Origin of the sequence: Sanyastnella coralliicola, assembly GCF_030845195.1 — a bacterium.
GTDB classification, from domain to species: domain Bacteria; phylum Bacteroidota; class Bacteroidia; order Flavobacteriales_D; family Sanyastnellaceae; genus Sanyastnella; species Sanyastnella coralliicola.
In genome coordinates, this window is sequence record NZ_CP132543.1 from 3,105,663 (window position 1) to 3,123,907 (window position 18,245).

15 protein-coding genes are annotated in these 18,245 nt (G+C 46.3%); 4 read left to right on the forward strand and 11 right to left on the reverse strand.

Features of this window, described 5'->3' with window-relative positions; all coding sequences use genetic code 11:
- Positions 1–45: 45 nt before the first annotated feature.
- Positions 46–966 (forward strand): hypothetical protein, encoded by a 921-nt coding sequence (locus tag RA156_RS12940; protein WP_306640645.1) that lies wholly within the window; start codon positions 46–48, stop codon positions 964–966.
- Positions 967–1,332: 366 nt separating this feature from the next.
- Entirely contained in the window at positions 1,333–1,983 is a 651-nt protein-coding gene (locus RA156_RS12945) for a hypothetical protein (protein ID WP_306640647.1), read from the forward strand.
- A gap of 371 nt (positions 1,984–2,354) precedes the next feature.
- Here the strand turns inward: RA156_RS12945 and RA156_RS12950 are convergent, their stop codons facing one another.
- The 3 genes from RA156_RS12950 to RA156_RS12960 form a co-directional block, all read right to left on the reverse strand.
- A complete protein-coding gene (locus tag RA156_RS12950; RefSeq protein ID WP_306640649.1) occupies positions 2,355–3,560 on the reverse strand; it encodes a T9SS type A sorting domain-containing protein in 1,206 nt (401 codons plus the stop codon).
- Between the two features lie 407 nt (positions 3,561–3,967).
- A complete protein-coding gene (locus RA156_RS12955; RefSeq protein ID WP_306640651.1) occupies positions 3,968–6,736 on the reverse strand; it encodes a PD-(D/E)XK nuclease family protein in 2,769 nt (922 codons plus the stop codon).
- A complete protein-coding gene (locus tag RA156_RS12960) occupies positions 6,729–7,412 on the reverse strand; it encodes a tetratricopeptide repeat protein (protein WP_306640653.1) in 684 nt (227 codons plus the stop codon). The genes RA156_RS12955 and RA156_RS12960 overlap by 8 nt, the downstream gene beginning before the upstream one ends.
- A 20-nt stretch (positions 7,413–7,432) precedes the next feature.
- Here RA156_RS12960 and RA156_RS12965 point away from each other — a divergent pair, with 20 nt between their 5' ends.
- Both RA156_RS12965 and murB read left to right on the forward strand, forming a co-directional pair.
- A complete protein-coding gene (locus RA156_RS12965) occupies positions 7,433–7,681 on the forward strand; it encodes a hypothetical protein (RefSeq protein WP_306640655.1) in 249 nt (82 codons plus the stop codon).
- 111 nt (positions 7,682–7,792) lie between these two features.
- Complete coding sequence (gene murB, locus RA156_RS12970; RefSeq protein WP_306640657.1) at positions 7,793–8,812, forward strand: UDP-N-acetylmuramate dehydrogenase; 1,020 nt, start codon at positions 7,793–7,795, stop codon at positions 8,810–8,812.
- Between the two features lie 355 nt (positions 8,813–9,167).
- On the opposite strand, the gene RA156_RS12975 is transcribed toward murB, so the two are convergent.
- The 8 genes from RA156_RS12975 to RA156_RS13005 all read right to left on the reverse strand — a co-directional run bounded on the left by RA156_RS12975 (position 9,168) and on the right by RA156_RS13005 (position 18,231).
- Complete coding sequence (locus tag RA156_RS12975) at positions 9,168–9,527, reverse strand: response regulator (protein ID WP_306640659.1); 360 nt, start codon at positions 9,525–9,527, stop codon at positions 9,168–9,170.
- Between the two features lie 50 nt (positions 9,528–9,577).
- On the reverse strand, positions 9,578–10,426 hold the full coding sequence (locus tag RA156_RS12980; RefSeq protein WP_306640661.1) for a sensor histidine kinase: 849 nt from the start codon (positions 10,424–10,426) through the stop codon (positions 9,578–9,580).
- 328 nt (positions 10,427–10,754) lie between these two features.
- Positions 10,755–14,231, reverse strand: a complete 3,477-nt coding sequence (locus tag RA156_RS12985; RefSeq protein WP_306640663.1) for a M43 family zinc metalloprotease — start codon at positions 14,229–14,231, stop codon at positions 10,755–10,757.
- A gap of 242 nt (positions 14,232–14,473) precedes the next feature.
- Positions 14,474–15,643: an S-adenosylmethionine:tRNA ribosyltransferase-isomerase gene (locus RA156_RS12990; RefSeq protein WP_306640666.1), complete on the reverse strand. Its 1,170-nt coding sequence runs from the start codon at positions 15,641–15,643 to the stop codon at positions 14,474–14,476.
- A gap of 280 nt (positions 15,644–15,923) precedes the next feature.
- Positions 15,924–16,148: a GDCCVxC domain-containing (seleno)protein gene (locus tag RA156_RS12995; RefSeq protein WP_306640668.1), complete on the reverse strand. Its 225-nt coding sequence runs from the start codon at positions 16,146–16,148 to the stop codon at positions 15,924–15,926.
- A complete protein-coding gene (gene merTP / locus RA156_RS13000; protein WP_306640670.1) occupies positions 16,145–16,741 on the reverse strand; it encodes a mercuric transport protein MerTP in 597 nt (198 codons plus the stop codon). Before merTP ends, RA156_RS12995 begins: the two co-directional genes overlap by 4 nt.
- Positions 16,738–17,109 (reverse strand): ArsR/SmtB family transcription factor, encoded by a 372-nt coding sequence (locus tag RA156_RS16670; protein ID WP_350339786.1) that lies wholly within the window; start codon positions 17,107–17,109, stop codon positions 16,738–16,740. Before RA156_RS16670 ends, merTP begins: the two co-directional genes overlap by 4 nt.
- 312 nt (positions 17,110–17,421) lie before the next feature.
- Positions 17,422–18,231, reverse strand: coding sequence for a FecR family protein (locus tag RA156_RS13005; protein ID WP_306640672.1), 810 nt, complete (start codon positions 18,229–18,231; stop codon positions 17,422–17,424).
- Positions 18,232–18,245 lie beyond the last annotated feature (14 nt).

Sequence of the window (18,245 nt, forward strand, 5' to 3'; positions counted from 1 at the left end):
GGGTGAATTTTCGACACAATCCCGAAACTAACAATAGCTTATTTCATGATGATAAATAGGAGCACGATTTCGATAATAGTCTTCACATGTTGTTCTTTTTTCAGACTGAATGCAAGTTCTAGCCTAAACACAATAGTTGATAATGAGCTTATTAAGCTTGAAAGCTATATAGGAATTCAAGTTGAAGAGTTTATTCTGAAAAGTATTGAACCTACTGTCCAGAAACGGGGAGCCGAAGGGTCCAGATGTCTCTACGAATATTTCATTATCACCGAATTTGACACGATTGGAGCAGTGAAGTTTAGCAATGACAAGCGGGAAGTCCAGTATTTGAAACTTAGATCGTTCTTTGCGAAATATAGAAATGGGGAGTTGACAGAAATAATTGACTCAGAATCTAGTCAATTATGTGGGGTGGATTCAATTCGAATTGAGAGGTATATATACTCTAATAGAATAGATACCACTTTTAATATAGCGAAGTTGATGGACGACGGTGACGGTTATTACATCGATATGTACTCAACTGAGCGAGATGTGGATGTTTCAATAATCAAGGAAACCAAACCAGAGGATTATAAGAGATTTGGCGGTAGCGTAGGTGTAGACGACTTTCATGTTAAATTCATTCAATTCCCTTATGATGATGGGAAAATTGAAATCCAATTGAATGACTTTGGTGAATTCAATATTTCAGTGAGCTCTCAATGTGATTGTGGTTTCTCAGTGGTTATCAGTTTTCAAATAAACCATAGAGGAAAGTTGGAAAAGAGTATACTGGACGAAACTCATTGCATTTACAGCAACCAAAAAGTGGAAAAAGAAATCCTCATGTTATGGCCAGAAAACATGTCATTCGAAGAGATTGATGTTTTATTCCAAACAATGCTCCGGGAGAATTACGATAGAGAGACATTGAAAAGTCTTTTCGACCATATTGAAGAGTTCGAAAAGACGATTAGGTAAAGAATAATAACCTTTCTAATAAAATGTAATGATGGAACGTACACGTTTTTGAATTTCTAATTCTCCTAAGGAAAGTCTGATTTCAGCCCAAATGCCAAGGAATTTGGTTTGAGACAAGTCATGTTCACATATTTAGTCCTCAATAAACATGGGGATCCACTAATTAGACATAGTTAGGTCCCTTGTGATTTGAATGACATTGCTTTGTTCTAACAGAAGTAAAGATATCTATCTAATAATACAAACGATGAAAAATACATGAGACCGTTTTCTTGGCCTTTGTTTTTGCTCATTTTGATTCAGTTAACATCATGTCAAACAGAGGTAGATGATTATCAGGTGATGCTATCTTCGGTCAAAGGCCAGATGACACAGGAAGAAATTGATCGGTTGAAGCAATGTGAGTCTGTTCAGTGTGCGTCCAAATTTCTTGACGTTTCGTTTGATCAATGTCATTTCAGGGACATTGACTTTTCCCAGTCAATTACAGACGTTAATGATAAACTTGATTATCACTCTGTGAGAGTGTTAGTCTTGTATTTGATTGCTATAGAATGTGATGATTTTGATCTTTGTTTCGCTCAGTTCCAGAGAGAATGGGAGGAGATCAAAGAAGACGAGCTTAAACGAGTGCAGGGTCATAGAGATTATATGGATAAGCTACTCTATGATATGGCAAAAAGTAATTTTGAGCGTGCTACAATTGGAGACATAGCCATTTTTGTATGGCCATTATCGCAGACAAAGGATGTTCAGACCATAGATAATAGATTGCCTCAAATTAGAGACGATTTGGTCTATTTGAAATGTAGAGTGGATGAGAAGAGAGAAGTGCAGCACAATCATTTCAAGTGGGGTGAAAGATTTGAATTTTTCCTGGATCTAGAAATCATCGAAGTCTCAGGAGTTGATGATTCAAGTGTAGAATTCAATGGGAAAGTCGTTCATGAAGGAGAGGGAATAAGTGTATGCTTGAATGACTACCAACGTTGGTTCGAAATTTTGGATAATCCTTGATATTCACTTAACCATGCTTGAGGTCAGCCTGAGATAGAAAATCAAATTTTCCTTTTTTGGAGGCTTAACAGCTCGTTGCCTCCATTTCTTTCAATTTATGAACACAAATAGAGACCGCAGACAGGTGCATCTATTGAACCCCTCTGGGGTACTGGGTTCTCACCTTAATCTTCAAGCAACAAGGTGGAATCCCTACGGGATATGGAGGGGAATTCTATGTATTCCAGGGTGATTTTGTGGCGCTGTAGGCGTCTCCTCTCCCCCTAGAAATGAAGTGGTAGGGACGGATGAAATCCGTCCACCAAAAACATGAATCCTCCAATAAATCAACAACACCTACCCCAACCAACCTTCGATTGGCAAGCCCTGCCTTAATGCGAAATAACCACCTTCTGAGTGCTCACGGTTTCACCCTTAGAGAATTGTAGGAAATACAATCCATTCGGAAGGTCTGCTACATTCAGTTGGTTACTGACCACATTGTCTACGATCTGGCCATAGCTGCTGACCAATCGGATGTCTGTGAAATCCTGTAGGTTGTTTTGAATGGTGATGACGCTGTTTGCAGGGTTAGGGTAGAACTTGATGTCTTGCTCGTTCTGCGCATTCTCAACGCTCACAATTTGATTCAACGGGAAGCGCATCATGTCGTGCTCCAATTGGTCAATGCTTTCACCGCAGGTGAAATACACGTACTCGTCGATCACAAAGCTTCCTGGTGCCCATCGACTGCTGTTTCCAGGGTGCGATGGTAGTTGAGTCCATGAATCGCTACTGGTGTCGTATTCCCAAAACTCGCCTTCTTCCATAAAGGAGTGATCATCTCCATCTCCGCTCAGGATGTACCCTTTGCCTTCAAAGTCAAATTGCGTTCCGGCTACGCGCGCCTCTCCTGGGAAGTCGTTGAGCTGTGTCCATTGCTCCGTTGCTGGATCATACTCGTACCAGTCTGTGTAAATCTGCAAGACACCGTTGATGCTATTTCCATGTCCAAGACCAGTGTACGCTTTACCGTTCACTCCGAAGTAAAAAGGGTGATGACGTGGCGGTCCAGGGAGATCGTCTTTTTGAGACCATGAATCAGTAGCAATATCGTACTCCCACCAATCGTCGAGATTGGTATCGTTGTTTCCTTGACCCATGAAGATCTTTCCGTCTAGTTGAATAAACGTAGGGTGGTAACGACCATCGCACGGACAACTTGAAAGCTCCGTCCATGTTTCCGTTTCCGAATCGTACTCCCAGAGGTCGTTGAATGCCTGTCCTGTAATCCCTCCAAAACCGACATAAGCTTTGGTTCCTCTACTTGTTCCGTACGAGAAACTTCTCGCTGCACCTGGGAAATCAGGCAGAGCCTCCCACGTATCGCTTACAGGGTCATAGCGCATAAAGTCATTCGAAGGAGTGGTTCCGACTGTTCCAGTAAGAAGGTATCCTATTCCATCAATAGAGAAGGTCACTGGATGGTGTCGTGCATCCGAAGTCCCACCAGGAAGCGGCGCGACAAATTCCCAATCTTGGGCGATGATTAGACTTGAAAGAAGGAAAAACGTAGAGAATAGTAAAAACTGTTTCATTGCAGGTGGTTTTCTATGTCGAAAGGAAGCGCATTTACCTGTAGCAACAACTACCAATAAAGGCCCATCCTTGGTAAGACAACAGGAAATGGGGGAATGTTCAATGGTAGGAGGAATGGGGTGGTAGGGCATATGAAACCCATTGATTTCTATAGAACCCCTCTGGGGCACTGGGTTTTCTGCCTAATCTTTAGGCAACGAGGTAGAATCCCTACGGGATATTGTGGGGGCAATCTATGTGATGCAGGGTTAATTTGTGGCGCCGGTAGGCGCCTCTTCTTTCCCCAGGGTTGCTGTTGTAGGGACGGATGAAATCCGTCCAGATCATGCGTCGCACCCCATAAACCCTAGACCCTAGACCCTCGTCTCTCGACAAAAAACCCACAAACCACGAACTACGCACCGCCTCACCCTTCCATGACGAGGCAGTACTCACAATACTTCGCCTTCTCCTCATGCACCGCAGGACGAACCCCCAGCCCCATATCTGAGATGAGGCCTTGAAGCCAGGCTTCCATGCTTTCTGCCAGAGCTTGGTCCATAATCAGTTCCTTCTTGTTGTTGACTACCGAGAGGAAACCGGAGCTGTGACTGCGGGAGGAGAGGATGCCGGCCATGGCGTTTTCTCCGTATTTGTTGAAGGCAAGCCAGGCGTAGATCATGGTTTGTAAGGCTTTGCCTTTGTCGCCCTTCATGAGTTGTTCTTGCCATTGGCCGCGGAGGGAAAGCTCGGGTTGGGTCACCTTTCCGCTTTTGTAGTCAACTACGCGCAAGGTTCCATTGAAGCGGTCAATGCGGTCGGCTTTTCCGAAGATGGTGACTCCGGGTGAGAGGGATTGGGTGAGGTCACCTTCGAGGTCTTTGATTTCGATTTGATTGTCTTTCAAACTGGCGATCTCGTTGTCTATGAGCTTGCGGACATATCTTCTAACGACAGACTTTGAGAGGTAATTCAAACCGCTGGTGGTCAACTCCCGACTGTAGTGTTTTTCGATGGCTTCATCTAAGAGGGTATCGAGACGTGGCTTCAAAGCTTCAATGTCTGAGGCGTGAATGACCCTGCCCTTCAGATGCTCATAACCGCGCTCTAGAATTTCATGGACCAGCGTTCCCAAGGTGTTCGCCTCCATAGATTCTTCTACCTCGTCTTGCTCACGCAGTCCTAAGATGTAACGGTAGAAAAAGTCTGCCGTGCATTGCGTCCATTTGTTAATGGCTGATGGTGAAAGTCCTTTATCAAGAAGGGCTTGCCAGCGTTCCTCTGTCCATTCGCTTGCAGTGATAGGTGCTACTTGCGGTGCGCCTTTCGGCGCGGCTGCCATGAGTTGGTGCTGGTGGACTTGTATCTCTGACTGCGCAATGGTCTCAGAGGTTTCGAGTTGCTGAACGTAACGGCTTTTCTCTCCCACTTTGTGGTCAGATCCATGTCCGTTGTACAGTACATGCACTTCGCTTGCTCGTTGCAGGAGGCGGTAGAAATAGTAGGCGAAGATGGCGTCACGTTCATGCGAGTTCGGAAGGCCATAACCTGCTCTGATCTCTGCCGGTAAGAAGCTCTCATGCATTTGCTGCTTTGGCAAAATGCCTTCGTTTGCATTCAGAATAAAGACCCGTTCGAAGTCAAGCGCACGCGACTCCAATAACCCCATGATCTGTAAACCCGTTAGGGGTTCACCAATCAAGTCAACCTGCAATCGCGAGAACAATTTCATGGTGATGCGCTCCAGCTCCCGTACATCTTCAATCACAGGATAGCGCTGCATTAATCGATCTAAACGCTGCAGCAAATCATTCAATATGCGCCAGCGCTGGAAGGCTTCACTGCGTGCCTCGTCTTCTTTCAAAACCGGACGAACGACCTTCAGTAAGGTCTTCAACGACTGCACTAAGTCTTGCGGTGTTCGCGTCTTCACTGCCGCATAGAGATCGATCAAGACACCGGTCACTCCGGCATGATCTGCGGGCTTACCCGAATTCCATGTCGCCAGATCTTCTCGACCGACGAAGACCCGGTTATGTCGCACCATTTGCTGATGAATGGAGCGGAATATTTTGGATGCTGGTGTTTGTCCACCCCCGAGGTAAGGGTGCAGCAACAAGTTCGTAAATGCTTGGTGACGAATCTTCGGTCCGCGCATATCGAAGATGCGGAAGAAGGCGTGCAAGAGGCTTTTATAGGGCGTGTGCGACAACGACTTACCCATGGTCACGTTGATGCCGTTGTAGTTCTCAGGAACGGCATGCAGCAGTGGTGGCAAGACACTATTATCAGGTAACACTACGGCAGTATTCAATGCCTTCGTTGGGTCAAGTTTCTCCAAGGCCCCATGTACGTATTGCATCTGCGCAATGGTCGTACTACATGAAACTAGGTGGATGTTATGGAGCCGCTGAAGCATGTTCGAAGGCAAGCTCTGCGCATTCCCTAGGAAATCCATTTCGCGAATGAAATGTCCGGCCTCCAATCGTTCTTTGCGGACGAAGTAATCATCCGCATCAAAGACCACCGTCGCTCGATCGGTTTGTTCCAGGCGTTTGATCACCGCTTGTTCTGCTGGCGTTAAAGCATTCAAGCCAGCAAATATCACGTGATCAATTCCGAGCGCAGCGAGCGGAGTAATCGGATCTTTAGCCACTGCTCGAGCTACCTTACCCCCTTGAAAACGTCCTTCTTTTTCTTGATGCGCCGCAAAGGCCTCATACAAGGGAAGCAGCTTCCCCCAGAAGTTGGCAAAGTCTTTCTGCTCTTTCGACCATAACTCTTCGTCTTCACCAAAACTCCAATCATCCAGGTCTTTATACGCCTTCAGGTTCCGGTACACTTGCTGTGCATCTAACAGGTGATGATCCACCTCATTAAAGTCAGCCAACACGGTACTTCCCCACTGCAGGAAATCGATAAACTTCTCTCCGGTATTAAAGTGCTTTCGCCAAACCAAAAAGAGTTCGAAAACCAAGTCCATGGAATCTAAGCGGGTCTTCCCACTCATCCGTTCAAACAGTTCCGAAAGGGTAATAATCTGCGGCAGCCAACCGATATGTCCGCTGCGTTCTTTAATCGCTCTAATCAGGAATTGCCCCGAACGTTTACCTGGCAACACAACGGCCAACTGCGCAAAGCGGCCCTCGTGTTTTTCTATAATGTGATCTGCAAGGTCTTGTATGAAGCTATTCACGTTCATCCTGGTTCGGGTCGTCTAATTTAAACCCGTTCCTGATGAATCGGAAGAATTCCTTCAATGAACTACGTGATCTAAATACGGATCCCGCCTCTTTCAAAATCGAGCCCTCATCCTCCAATTCTGATTCTCCTTCTAATTCTAATTCTGATTCTAATTCTTCCTTTGATTCTAACTCTCTCAGTGTTTTCCTCTCCGGACTCTCATCCTCAGCCCGATCCCTACCTTTCGCGACATCCGCCGGATCAATGTTATTCTCATTGAGAATCCCCATCAGCTCATCGGCCACCTTGTAGCGGTCTTGTGCTTCTTTGAAGTAGCCCATTTGTTCTTCCAGCAAGCCAAGGTTATTCAAAGCAATAGCATCTTCCGGATCCAGCTCGATGGCCTTCTTGTAATCTTCCAAGGCCCCTTGCACATCCTTCATCGCTGCCTTCATAAAAGCGCGCGAAGAGTAGCGGTAGCTGTAGTCGGGCTGTAGTAGCTGTGCCTTGTCCAGTTCTGCAATTGCTTCATGCTTGCGGTCAAGGTTAAACAGGGCTACTGCGCGATCATGAATGAGGTCAGGATGATCACCCACTTCTTTCATCGCTTGATCGAAAGCTACCAGCGCTTCCTGCCAGTTGCGGTCTTGTGACAACTTCGTGCCGTTTATCCAATGCTTATTCTCCATCTTTGGCAAAATTACACGCTGTGAGCGAAATTCAGTTCCCCATCTTCTGCCAACTCAAAGGAGGCAACTCCTTTTACCGGGTCGACAGTCATACTCATATGACAGAATACCAACGAATAGGTTCACGCTACACGGTATATACCCTGGAGGCCAAGATTCTGCCTGAGCGCAATATGATTATGGATTTGATTGAGGATGTGGAGAGGTATGAGCGGATGAGTGAGGAGGAGTTTGAGGGGATGGTGAAGGAGTTGAAGAGCAGGATTTAGACCCCTCCCGGCCTCCCCTTTTGCAAAGGGGAGGTGCGCTTTGAGCCAGTATAGGAGTTATAGATTATCGTTTATAGTTTATCGATTATAGTTTAGAGAGTACATTTGTGTATGCCCAAAATCAAACCATCCCACGACCTTCAGCCTTTTCATACGTTTGGTACTTCTGCGACGGCCGAGTTTTTGGCTGAGGCTGGAACCATCGAAGACGTTATTGAGCTTTCTGAGCATGCGACTGCGGAGCAGTTGAAGTTGACCATTCTTGGGGGTGGTAGCAATGTGTTGTTTACGAAGGATGTGCGTGGATTGGTGCTGCTGAATCGCATTACTGGGATTGATTTGGTGGGGGAAGATGACCACCACTTTTATGTCCGCGCGGGTGCGGGTGAGGTGTGGCATGACTTTGTGGAGAAGTGCATTTCTGAAGGATGGGCTGGGGTTGAGAACCTGGCTTTGATTCCGGGGATGGTGGGTGCTAGTCCGATGCAGAATATTGGGGCTTATGGGATCGAGATTGAATCGGTCTTTGACCATTTGATTGCAGTGCATTTGCCTACCGGCGAACTCCATCAGTTTGACAAGCGCGACTGCCAGTTCGGGTACCGCGAAAGTGTATTCAAGCGGAAGTTTAAGGGGCAATATGTCATTTGCTACGTGCAGTACAAGTTGCGCAAGAAGCCTGATTTCAACACCAGTTACGGTGCCATCCAACAAGAACTAGAGAAGCAAGGCGTGAGTGATCTTTCCCTTCGTGCCGTGGCCGATGCGGTGATCGCCATTCGCCAAAGCAAACTTCCAGATCCGAAAGAAATTGGGAACGCAGGTTCTTTCTTCAAGAATCCGGTGGTTGATCAAGATACCTTTAACGCTATCGCGGAAGAGCATCCAGAGCTCCCGAACTACCCTGCCCCAAAAGGAAAAGTCAAACTCGCCGCTGGCTGGCTCATCGACCAAAGCGGCTGGAAAGGTTTCCGCGAAGGCGACTTCGGCGTTCATGACCGTCAAGCCCTCGTCCTCGTCAACCACGGCAACGCACACGGAAGAGAGATCTTCGACCTGAGCAAGCGGATATTGAAGGATGTGGAGGAGAAGTTTGGGGTGAAGCTTGAGCGTGAGGTTAACATCCTCTAGGCTCTGACTAGGCGTTAGGCTATAGGCTTTAGGCGTTAGTTCGTAGTCTACCTGAACTATTGAACCTATTTCATTATTCATTAATTACTAATCATTATTTATTATTCCTCCAGTTTTGAAGGATGTGGAGGAGAAATTTGGGGTGAAATTGGAGCGTGAGGTAAACATCCTGTAAGCTGTAGGCGGTATGCTGTAGGCCGCAACTTGATACTCACACTCAGTTTATTATTCATTATTTACTAATCATTATTTATTATTCCTCCGGTCCTTTAGCGGTGCACCTGTCCCGTAATTCGGGATTCATGCACCATATACTAGGAATGCGCTGAATCCATGGCATTCATTAATTAGATTTCTAATTAAGCGCCACCTTCACCATCGCCTCCAACTCCTCCATCTGATAAGGTTTAGGAATGAAGTAATCCACATGTCCTTTCTCGATGAGTTCTGGGATGACTACGGGGTCCATGTAGCCGCTGAGGAGGATGACGGGGATGTCTGGATGAGTTGATTTGAGCTCTTTGATAAAATCTAAACCGAGCTCTTTTTGTAATATGAAATCGGAAATAACGAGGTGTACATCGCCTTGACCCATGACTGATTTCGCCTGGGCGATAGATCCCACCGTTTCAACATCGTAGTCGCGACGAAGGGCCGCTTTGACGATGAGACGGTTGGTCTCTTCATCTTCAATGTACAGTATGCGCAGCTTCAATTGTGGTTGTTGAGCGACGCAAATATAACCGCCAGTTAATTACAACTGTATCAATTCATTGACAATCTTGGAATTGAAAGCAACAAAGTGGTGCCTCCGAGTGAGGTTTCTTTCAGGCCAACCGTCCCTTTGTGAAGGTTGGCAAGGGTTTTAGACTTGGATAGCCCGAGGCCCAAATGTCCTTGTTTGGTGGTGAAGAAAGGACGGAAGATTTGCTTTCGTACTTCATCGGTCATGCCATCTCCATTGTCGCGAACGGTGAATACGTGCGCATCGTTGAGGATCTCGTAACGCAAAACGATGGTTGCATTGACTTCCGAAGCTTCCACTGCGTTCTTGATTAATTCAGCCAACGCCACCGCAGTCTGTTCGGGATTGCAAATGATGTGTTCGTCGCTGGCGTATTCCTGAATGACATTCACTGACTTCGAAGAAATCAGTGTAAATGCGTTTTGAATTGCTTTAGATACAATGCGCGACGGGTCATTCTTTGTCAACAAAGACTTCCCAAGCGAACTACGTGATGCTTGAATGGTGTGAAGCACCTTCTTTCCATCCACGATGCCTTGGTGAATGGCCTTCCATGCCAGGGCACGTGTGTCATCATCTGAATCATCGCGATGCAGCAGGTCATAACCTGCTTGAATTAGATGAAAAGGATTATTCAATTCATGCGAAAGGCTCGTGACCAATTCCGCAATGGTTGTTTCATGAATGATCATCGGGTCAATCGACCAATCATCATCAGAAATTGAATGTTGTTGCTGAGCAGCTTTTACCTTCTTTAATTGAAGTATTAAAACCACTAAGCTTACTGTCATTATGCCAACAATGACAGCCAAGATCGTCTCCAGTGGACTAATCGCCGCTAAGAGAAGTTGAGCAGAGTTTACAATCATACTTTTTGCCGTAGGGTGTAAGTGTCAAATTGCGCGCCCGACACGTTAGTCGGCACGCATATCTTTCAGTTTTCGGAGACAAAAGTATTAATTGTCTTTCGTACACTTTGTAGGAATAGAGAAATTTAACATTCGTTGAATCAAGAGGTTAGGGGGATTCAACAACTAGGAGATAGTTTGATTAGTATGGTTAGGCCGCCTTTGGCGGATAGCATGGTTAGGCCGCCTCTGGCGGATAGGATGATCAGTTTGACAGTGACTGAAAAGAAAAAGGGTGTCCCTACAAAACACCCCAATTCATTATTTATTAATCATTATTTACTATCCCTTATTCTTTCACCACGCGATGCACTCTCCGCTCTTCTCCATCACCGATCGTGACTGAATAAATTCCCGGAGCCAGGGCTGCCAAATCAACTGTTAGTTGTGTTCTTGAATTGACTGATTCCTCAAACACCAATCGCCCTTGGGTGTCGTGAATGCGGATGAAGTCTGCAGGGGTGCCTAGGCTTACGTTGAGGTGCTGTGATACAGGGTTCGGAGAAAGAAGGTCTAGCGACGCAAGTTGTTCTCCGATGCTGTTTATGATGATACCACAGTCTGTCACCACCACCGTGTCTGTTGCGAAACATGGCGTGCTGGTGGTCACCCAGTAGGTTCCAGCTTCGTAAACTGTATAGGTCGGACCGGTCCAACCGTCTTGCCAGACGTAGTCGAGGAAATCATTGCCCGCGTTGAGTACGATGGCTTCTTCGCAAATGTCTTGGTCTGGACCAAGGTCAATCACCGGATCGATGAAGGCTTCAAACGCAATTTCATCAGTGACCTCACAAACACCATTGGAAACAGTACACGTGTAGATTCCAGTGGTGGTCACTTCGAAGGTTTGTTCCTCACTTCCATCTTGCCACTCATAGCTTTCGAATCCTGGTCCGGCGTCAAGCGTTACGGTACTTCCATCAGCACACAACGACATATCAGGTCCTAAATCAAGATCAATCGCGGCTCCCACCGAGATGTAGGTAGTGTCAATAATGGCGCCGCAGAACAGCTCTACTTCAGCCACCAAGGCAATTTCTCCTTCGCTATTGAATGTGACATCCACCACACCTGGTGCTGTTTCCATAAAGGATGCATCCCCTTCAATGCTCCAAGTAATTGGAGAGGTGACGCAGTCAGGGGCGAATACATTGTAGCTTTCGGTCACACCGGCACATACCGTTTCTTCCCCTTCGACAAATAACTGGGGTCCGTAGATATACCCGTGGTGGAAGTTGGCAAGTCCGTTCACTGTTCCTTCAATGAACTCCGCATTGTCATTGAAGATGACTTCATTCGCTGGCGCATCAGGATTTTCAATAATTGAGAGCCATCCTCCAAAAGTTTCTTCTTGATAGATTCTACCATCTGGCCCCAAAGACATTCCGATTCCTAAATCAATCACACTGAGTTCATCAATGACCGTCAGCGATTCTTGCCATTGATCTACTGGTAAGCTCAGATCGGCTTGCACCAAATCGACAAACAACTCGCCAATCTGGAAGTAGGCTTTTGTCCCACCAAAAGAAAGGGCGTTCGAAAAGACCAGTTCCGTTTCAAAGGTGAACACGTGTTCTGCTTCCCCCGTTGAGGGGTCAAAATTGTAAACGACAGGACCTTGCAATAGCAAGTCACCTGGACCATTCGCCTTCAGAGGGTAAATGTAACCCTGATCAATAGGGAAGGCAGGCACATCAGAGACTACAGGCGTGTCAGCTACACCGTTTTCATTGACCAAGTAACTCTTGATGGTGTTATCTTCTCCATCGTAGAACGCGACCCAGAAGTCAACGAGATTACAGTGACGTATAGTGGTAATGCTTTCCCAATCATTCGTTTCTATCAAGATGTTCTTCTCTCCTTCAATGACTCCGCCTAAGCCACCATTCAGTGTCTCGTCAATCACGTGGTAGCGAATACCGTTGGCGAAGTTATTTTCTTCTGAATCACAGGTGAAAAGGTAGATCTCATGATCAGATCCCGGCTTGCGAATAAACACCGAACCCCAATGTGACGATTGGTTCGACAACAAGCCGCCACCGTTCTGAATCTCGTTTCCTTCAGGGTCAAAAATAGCTACCCCGTTGGTTGCATACATCAAGTTCCCTGCACCATCGCAGAAGGTTGATTTGTTATGCCCGAGTGGACCAGGCAATGGTGGTTGCTCTTCAATAAGGAAGTCTTCTCCGGGGTTAAATTCCAGACCAAAGAAATTCCCAGAGCTGTTCTGGAAGTACCAAACGTTGGCTTCACGTCCGGTAGCACAATTCCCAATCGCGACATTCAACACATAGGCATCGATGCAAAGTCCGTTGGTGACGTCCAATTGAATGGTGAATACCCCGCCTTGGTCGAAGGTATAGTTCAAGATCGCTTCGGATCCTACTTCTTCTCCGTTGATCGTCCAGGTATATTCTGTGACTCCTTCAGAATCGTTCACGAATTCCAAGGTGGTTCCCACCGGCCATGTTCCTCCTTCTCCGGAGAACACTGCAGAAACTCCACAAGTCACGGTAATCACGTACTCGAACTCTTGGGTACATCCTGGCTCGTCATTGAAGACCTCTGCCACCAACTCGAATTCCCCTTCCGCGCTAGCGTCAAAAATGAAGGTCGTCTCATCAGAAACAAACACATTATCGATATACCAATTGATACCCGTAAAGTCTGTGGCATCCAATACGAACGGCTCATTATCACCCACTTCCAACTCGGTACTTCCAGCCAAAATCTCAGCCGGGAAAGGCGTCTCACAAGGGGTTGAACAACGGTCACCGTCAAGCAAAGAAAAACGCACCTCGAGCAACGCCGCGACCATACGATCGCTTTGTCCTTGCGTGAATTGATTGAAGCAGTAGAGGTTGGTGTAGTCCATGTAATTATCGGCCTCATCGAGTTGATCTCCTAGTCCGCCAAGCTCTACCGCACGGAATGGATTATTCTCAGAAGTATCATCTTCATCGGTAGTACAGCTGTTCGTACCGTCGTAACAGAAGTAGTTGAAGCCCACTTGGTCTGGCGGGGTATCACAAACCCAATCGCCGCTAGTTTGACAATCGTCGTTCGGACAAAGATCTTGGAAGGTGTGGTAGAGTCCGAGGTAATGTCCGATCTCGTGAATGTGCACCTTACTGTAATCTTCCTGCGGCGTTCCAAAGAACTCCGCCTCACACACGATGCCGTCAATATCCATTCCATGCGCATCCGGGAAGGTCGCATAACCGACCACACCGGAGTTATTCTCTTCACGGGTGATTTGCTTCACCAGCCAGATATTTAAATACTGTTCTGGATTCCATCGGCTCAAATCCTTCAAGTCAAGGTCTTGCGAAGGCACCAACATGTCTGTCAATGGATCTTCCACACGATTGATCCCAGTGGTAAACTCACCGTTTGGATCTGTCCCGGCCAAGCAAAAACGAATGGGCACTGGAATTCCATCGGGGTTCCCAAACGGTCCTTCTTCATTGGCAAAGGCCGCATTCAAATGCTCAATCGCCGTTTCAATTTGAAGGTCAGAAAGGTTCTCTGGTCCATTCTCATGAATGACATGCACCACACATGGAATGACATATTCGCCATCGCGTTCCGCATCAGATAACTGAAGCGAACGTTCCAAGATTTGGTAATTCATGTCGATAAGCTGCTGCTGATCCCCTTCATGGGTATGCAACATCTCCATCAGTGGATCGAAGCCACAGAATTTTTGAGAATACAGCGAGCTACATAGCAAGATTGCTACGAGGAGGGTGGATAAGGATTTCATAGCTAGTACGTTGGTATAGGTAAAGTACGAAAATGCTGCGATAGTTCGTGGTTCGTGGTTCGTGGTTCGTGGTTCGTGGTTCGTGGAACGAAGATCGCGGATTGCGGATCGCAGGATTGGTATTTAGAGACTAATCATGCTAACCGCCGAAGGCAGACTAATCACACTAACCGCCAGAGGCAGACTAACCAAACGGACGCCGGACGCCAGACGCCGGAAAAAAACAGCCTACCGCCTACCGCTTACCGCCTCCGCCTCAACAACGAGCCATCCCCATAACTCAAAAACCGATACCCGTTCTCCAAGGCGTGCGTATATATTTTTCGCCAATCTTCTCCAACGAGAGCTGAAACCAAGAGCAAGAGCGTTGACTTCGGGAGGTGGAAGTTGGTAAACAAGCCGTCGATGGATCGGATGGTATAACCTGGTCGGATCATGATGGAGGTTCTGAATACCAGGTGCGTCTCTGACATCTGGTCTAACAGGAACTGCATGGCCGCTTCGTAGGATGCAAAAGGATCATCATAACTGAAGGGCATCTCTTGATCTATCAATGCCGGCATGCTCCCCTCCTGCTTCCAAACTACTGCTAGCCAATACAAGCTTTCCAGGGTACGCAAGGAGGTAGTACCTATAGCCAATCGGAATTGCGGTTTAGCCAAAGAAGCAAGGGCTTCGCGCTTTACGACGCACTCTTCATCGTGCATCTTATGTTCGCTGACCTTGTCGGTTGACACGGGACGAAAGGTACCTGCACCCACATGCAAGGTTAGGTGCACCCATTCAGCAGGGAGCGCTTGCATGATTTCTTCTGAGAAATGGAGTCCGGCCGTTGGGGCGGCGACACTCCCAGGGTGGCTGGCGTAACTGGTTTGGTAGCGGTCATTGTCTTCTTCTTCCGCATCGCGTTGCATGTAGGGAGGCAAGGGAATCTTACCCAAGTGATCAAGCAACTCGGCCAAAGGAAGATGGGGTGTCCAGCTTAGGTCGATTAAAAAAGCGGGGCCGTCTCGTCCTACCCGGCGAGCTTCCATAGCCAGCTCACCTTCTTGAATGATGACGGGTCCTTCTTTCCATTTCCTCGCCCCTCCTACCATACACCACCATTGGCTAGCTCCGGTATGCGTCATCGCTTCTTCCACCGTAGCTCCTTCTGGGTTTAAGAGAAAGAGCTCCACTTTTCCGCCGGTAGGCTTCTGCATAAATACCCGCGCATGAATCACCTTGGTATCATTTAAGACAATCTGTACGGGTTCCTTGAGAATGGAAGGCAGGTCTTTAAACGAATGGTCAGTGATGGTGCCCTGGTCGTAATGCAGCAGCTTAGCCGCATCGCGTTCTTCCGCAGGGAAATGAGGAATGCAATCTTCCGGAAGGGTGTAGTCGAAATCAGAAATGGAGATGTCTTCCATGCCGCAAAAATAGGGCACAAAAAAAGACATCCTCGAACGTTTTCGAGGATGCCTTAAACCTTAACTAATAATCTCCTTATCAATAATTACTTTGAGCCGCTGACCTATTTAAAGTCTCAATTCGCCATCCTCATTCGCATGTTCGTTGATTCTTAGCTGGGAGCGTTAAGAATAAGCCTCGATACTTAATTCAAAAGCAATCCTTGTCGACTGTGACAACAATTTTTGGAGAGTTTTTTTAGAATGGAATTCAACCTCTAGCAGAGATAGGTATGGAATTCTAGGCGCAACAACCAGAAGAACAAGAACCACTTTTTTGGATCGGCGGACATGGCACGCTGCCATAAGAACAATATACGCAGCAATCACCCTCTTTGGGTTTTAAAATTACATTACAATTTTCGCACTGGTAAAACCAAGAACAGGCATCCGTTGGCATCTCTTCTCTTTTCTCATGTCCACATTCAGGACAAGTAAGGGTCGACATCAATTCAACTTCTTTCATTTCTCTGTGATTTGATCAACTGAGTACCCAGTGGAGTTTATGGCATCCTCTATTTCTTCAATTGTCGTTTTGTTCTTATCGAATTCAACCAAAGCAGTTCCTTCATCGTAAGAAACAACCGCTGATCCAATTCCTTCTAATTCTAAAATCTGGCTTGACACATGAATTTCACAACTTTCACATGTCATTCCATCAATCGCGTACTCCACCAATTGTGCATCTTCAGTGGCAATCGGCACGCCTGACGCGTCATTTTCTGAGTAAAAGACATGGGAATAATAGGGCAGCGTCAGCATCACAATCGCAAATGCCGTTACTATCCCCAAAAACAACTTTGTTTGAATGAACTTCTGCTTTTCTTTGGGCGCACAACAATCTACTTCTTTCTGAGGCTTAAGTTTCTGATACCACGCAAAACCAAGCGTAGCCAAAGTCAAGCCAATGAGATATGGTCTTGCTGGCTCCAACCATGACATTGAAGACGCTGCACCGCTTGTCCCAGCAATTAAAGCTACAATAGGTGTTATACAACACATAGAAGCTGCAATCGCTGTTAGCAACCCTAAACCTGCAAATTTCCCATCTGATTTCATACCACTTCTAAATTTGATTTCTTATCGAGAATCGCTAGGGTCGGAGACAATACCTCAGAATGATCTGGATTCAATGAATAGAATATAGTTTGCCCCTCTTTTCTGGAATAGATCAAGTCTTTGTCTTTCATTTTTCTCAGATGTTGAGAAATAGCCGAGACTGAAACCTCAAGCATATCGCTTAAATCACATGGACATAAGTTTTCTTCCTTGTGAAGGAGGTATAGAATTGAAAGACGAGTTTCGTTGCCTGCAAGATTTAAAATCCGAGATATCGTCTCTAAATGCACAGATACACCAGCAATAAGATGCCTGCTCCTCTCAATCTGTTCTAAATCGGCTTTGAGCCTTTGACACGAATTAACCATGATACAAAGTTATTTCATTATTTTAGAAAGTTCTAAAATATCCCACCTTTTTCTCGGCTATTGCCCCCTATTTGTCCCCTACATTCTATCAGATAAGAAGGCACACTTAGCGAAACACCAATAAAAAAAGCCGCTCTGAACGTTTTCAAAGCGGCTCTTAAACCTTAACTAAAACTAACTATACTATTGATGACGATTCAGAGCGAATCGTACTTCATGTGGTACAAAAATCATAAATGATACAGTTGAATCTAGCGTTACCCTACCCAAGTTTTCACAATTCTTGGTCAGCAACTGCTTTTAATTCCTAAGCTACTGTACCTGAACAGCTAACGGCTGTCCGTAGTTGTTCTCTACGTAAAGAGAAACTACTTTTAGTGCTTCTTCAGCACCTACTTCAGGAATAGAACCCGTGTATTCAACACCAGCTATCTCTGAATTAACGGCGATTTCCACGTTGTAGTACGCGGCGATGTCGTCAATAACACGCGATAAGTCTGCGCTGTAATACTGGAATCCTGAGCTCATCCAGTTTGGTTCCTGACGAACAAATTCGAAAGGCTGGCTTAGCTCTCCATTCTGAACTTTCACTGATTGACCTGGAGTGATGATGTGCGACACGCCATTGTGTGACACTTTCACTTTTCCAGTGTAACAGTCAACATGGTAAAGATCTCCGTTCTCATATACATTAAATGATGTACCGAGTACTTCAACTACTCCTTGTTCTGTTACTACAGAGAACTTCTCTCCTTTCGTTACCTCAAAGAAAGCCTCTCCTTGCAATTTCACTTCGCGGTTATCCCAATCGCCATCGTAAGCGAGGGTAGCGCCATTGTTGAGGTGGGCTACTGAACCATCAGGAAGTGCAACCTCCTGCTTTACGTCAGCAACAACCTCTTCTGTTCCTGAAGGACCAAGGACGAGGATAGAGGCAACAAGTACCACCACCGCGGCAGCCGCCACCCAACCAAAGTTGCGTCGGCGATTGATCGATACCACCGGCGTATCTTCCATCTGGGAGATCTTCGCCTGGATAGCATTCCAGGATTCTTCTTCTGTGTGTGTCGCAGGAACTTTCCAGGACTGCAACACGTCATTCAACATCTTTTCTTTCTTCACAACAGTCTAATTGT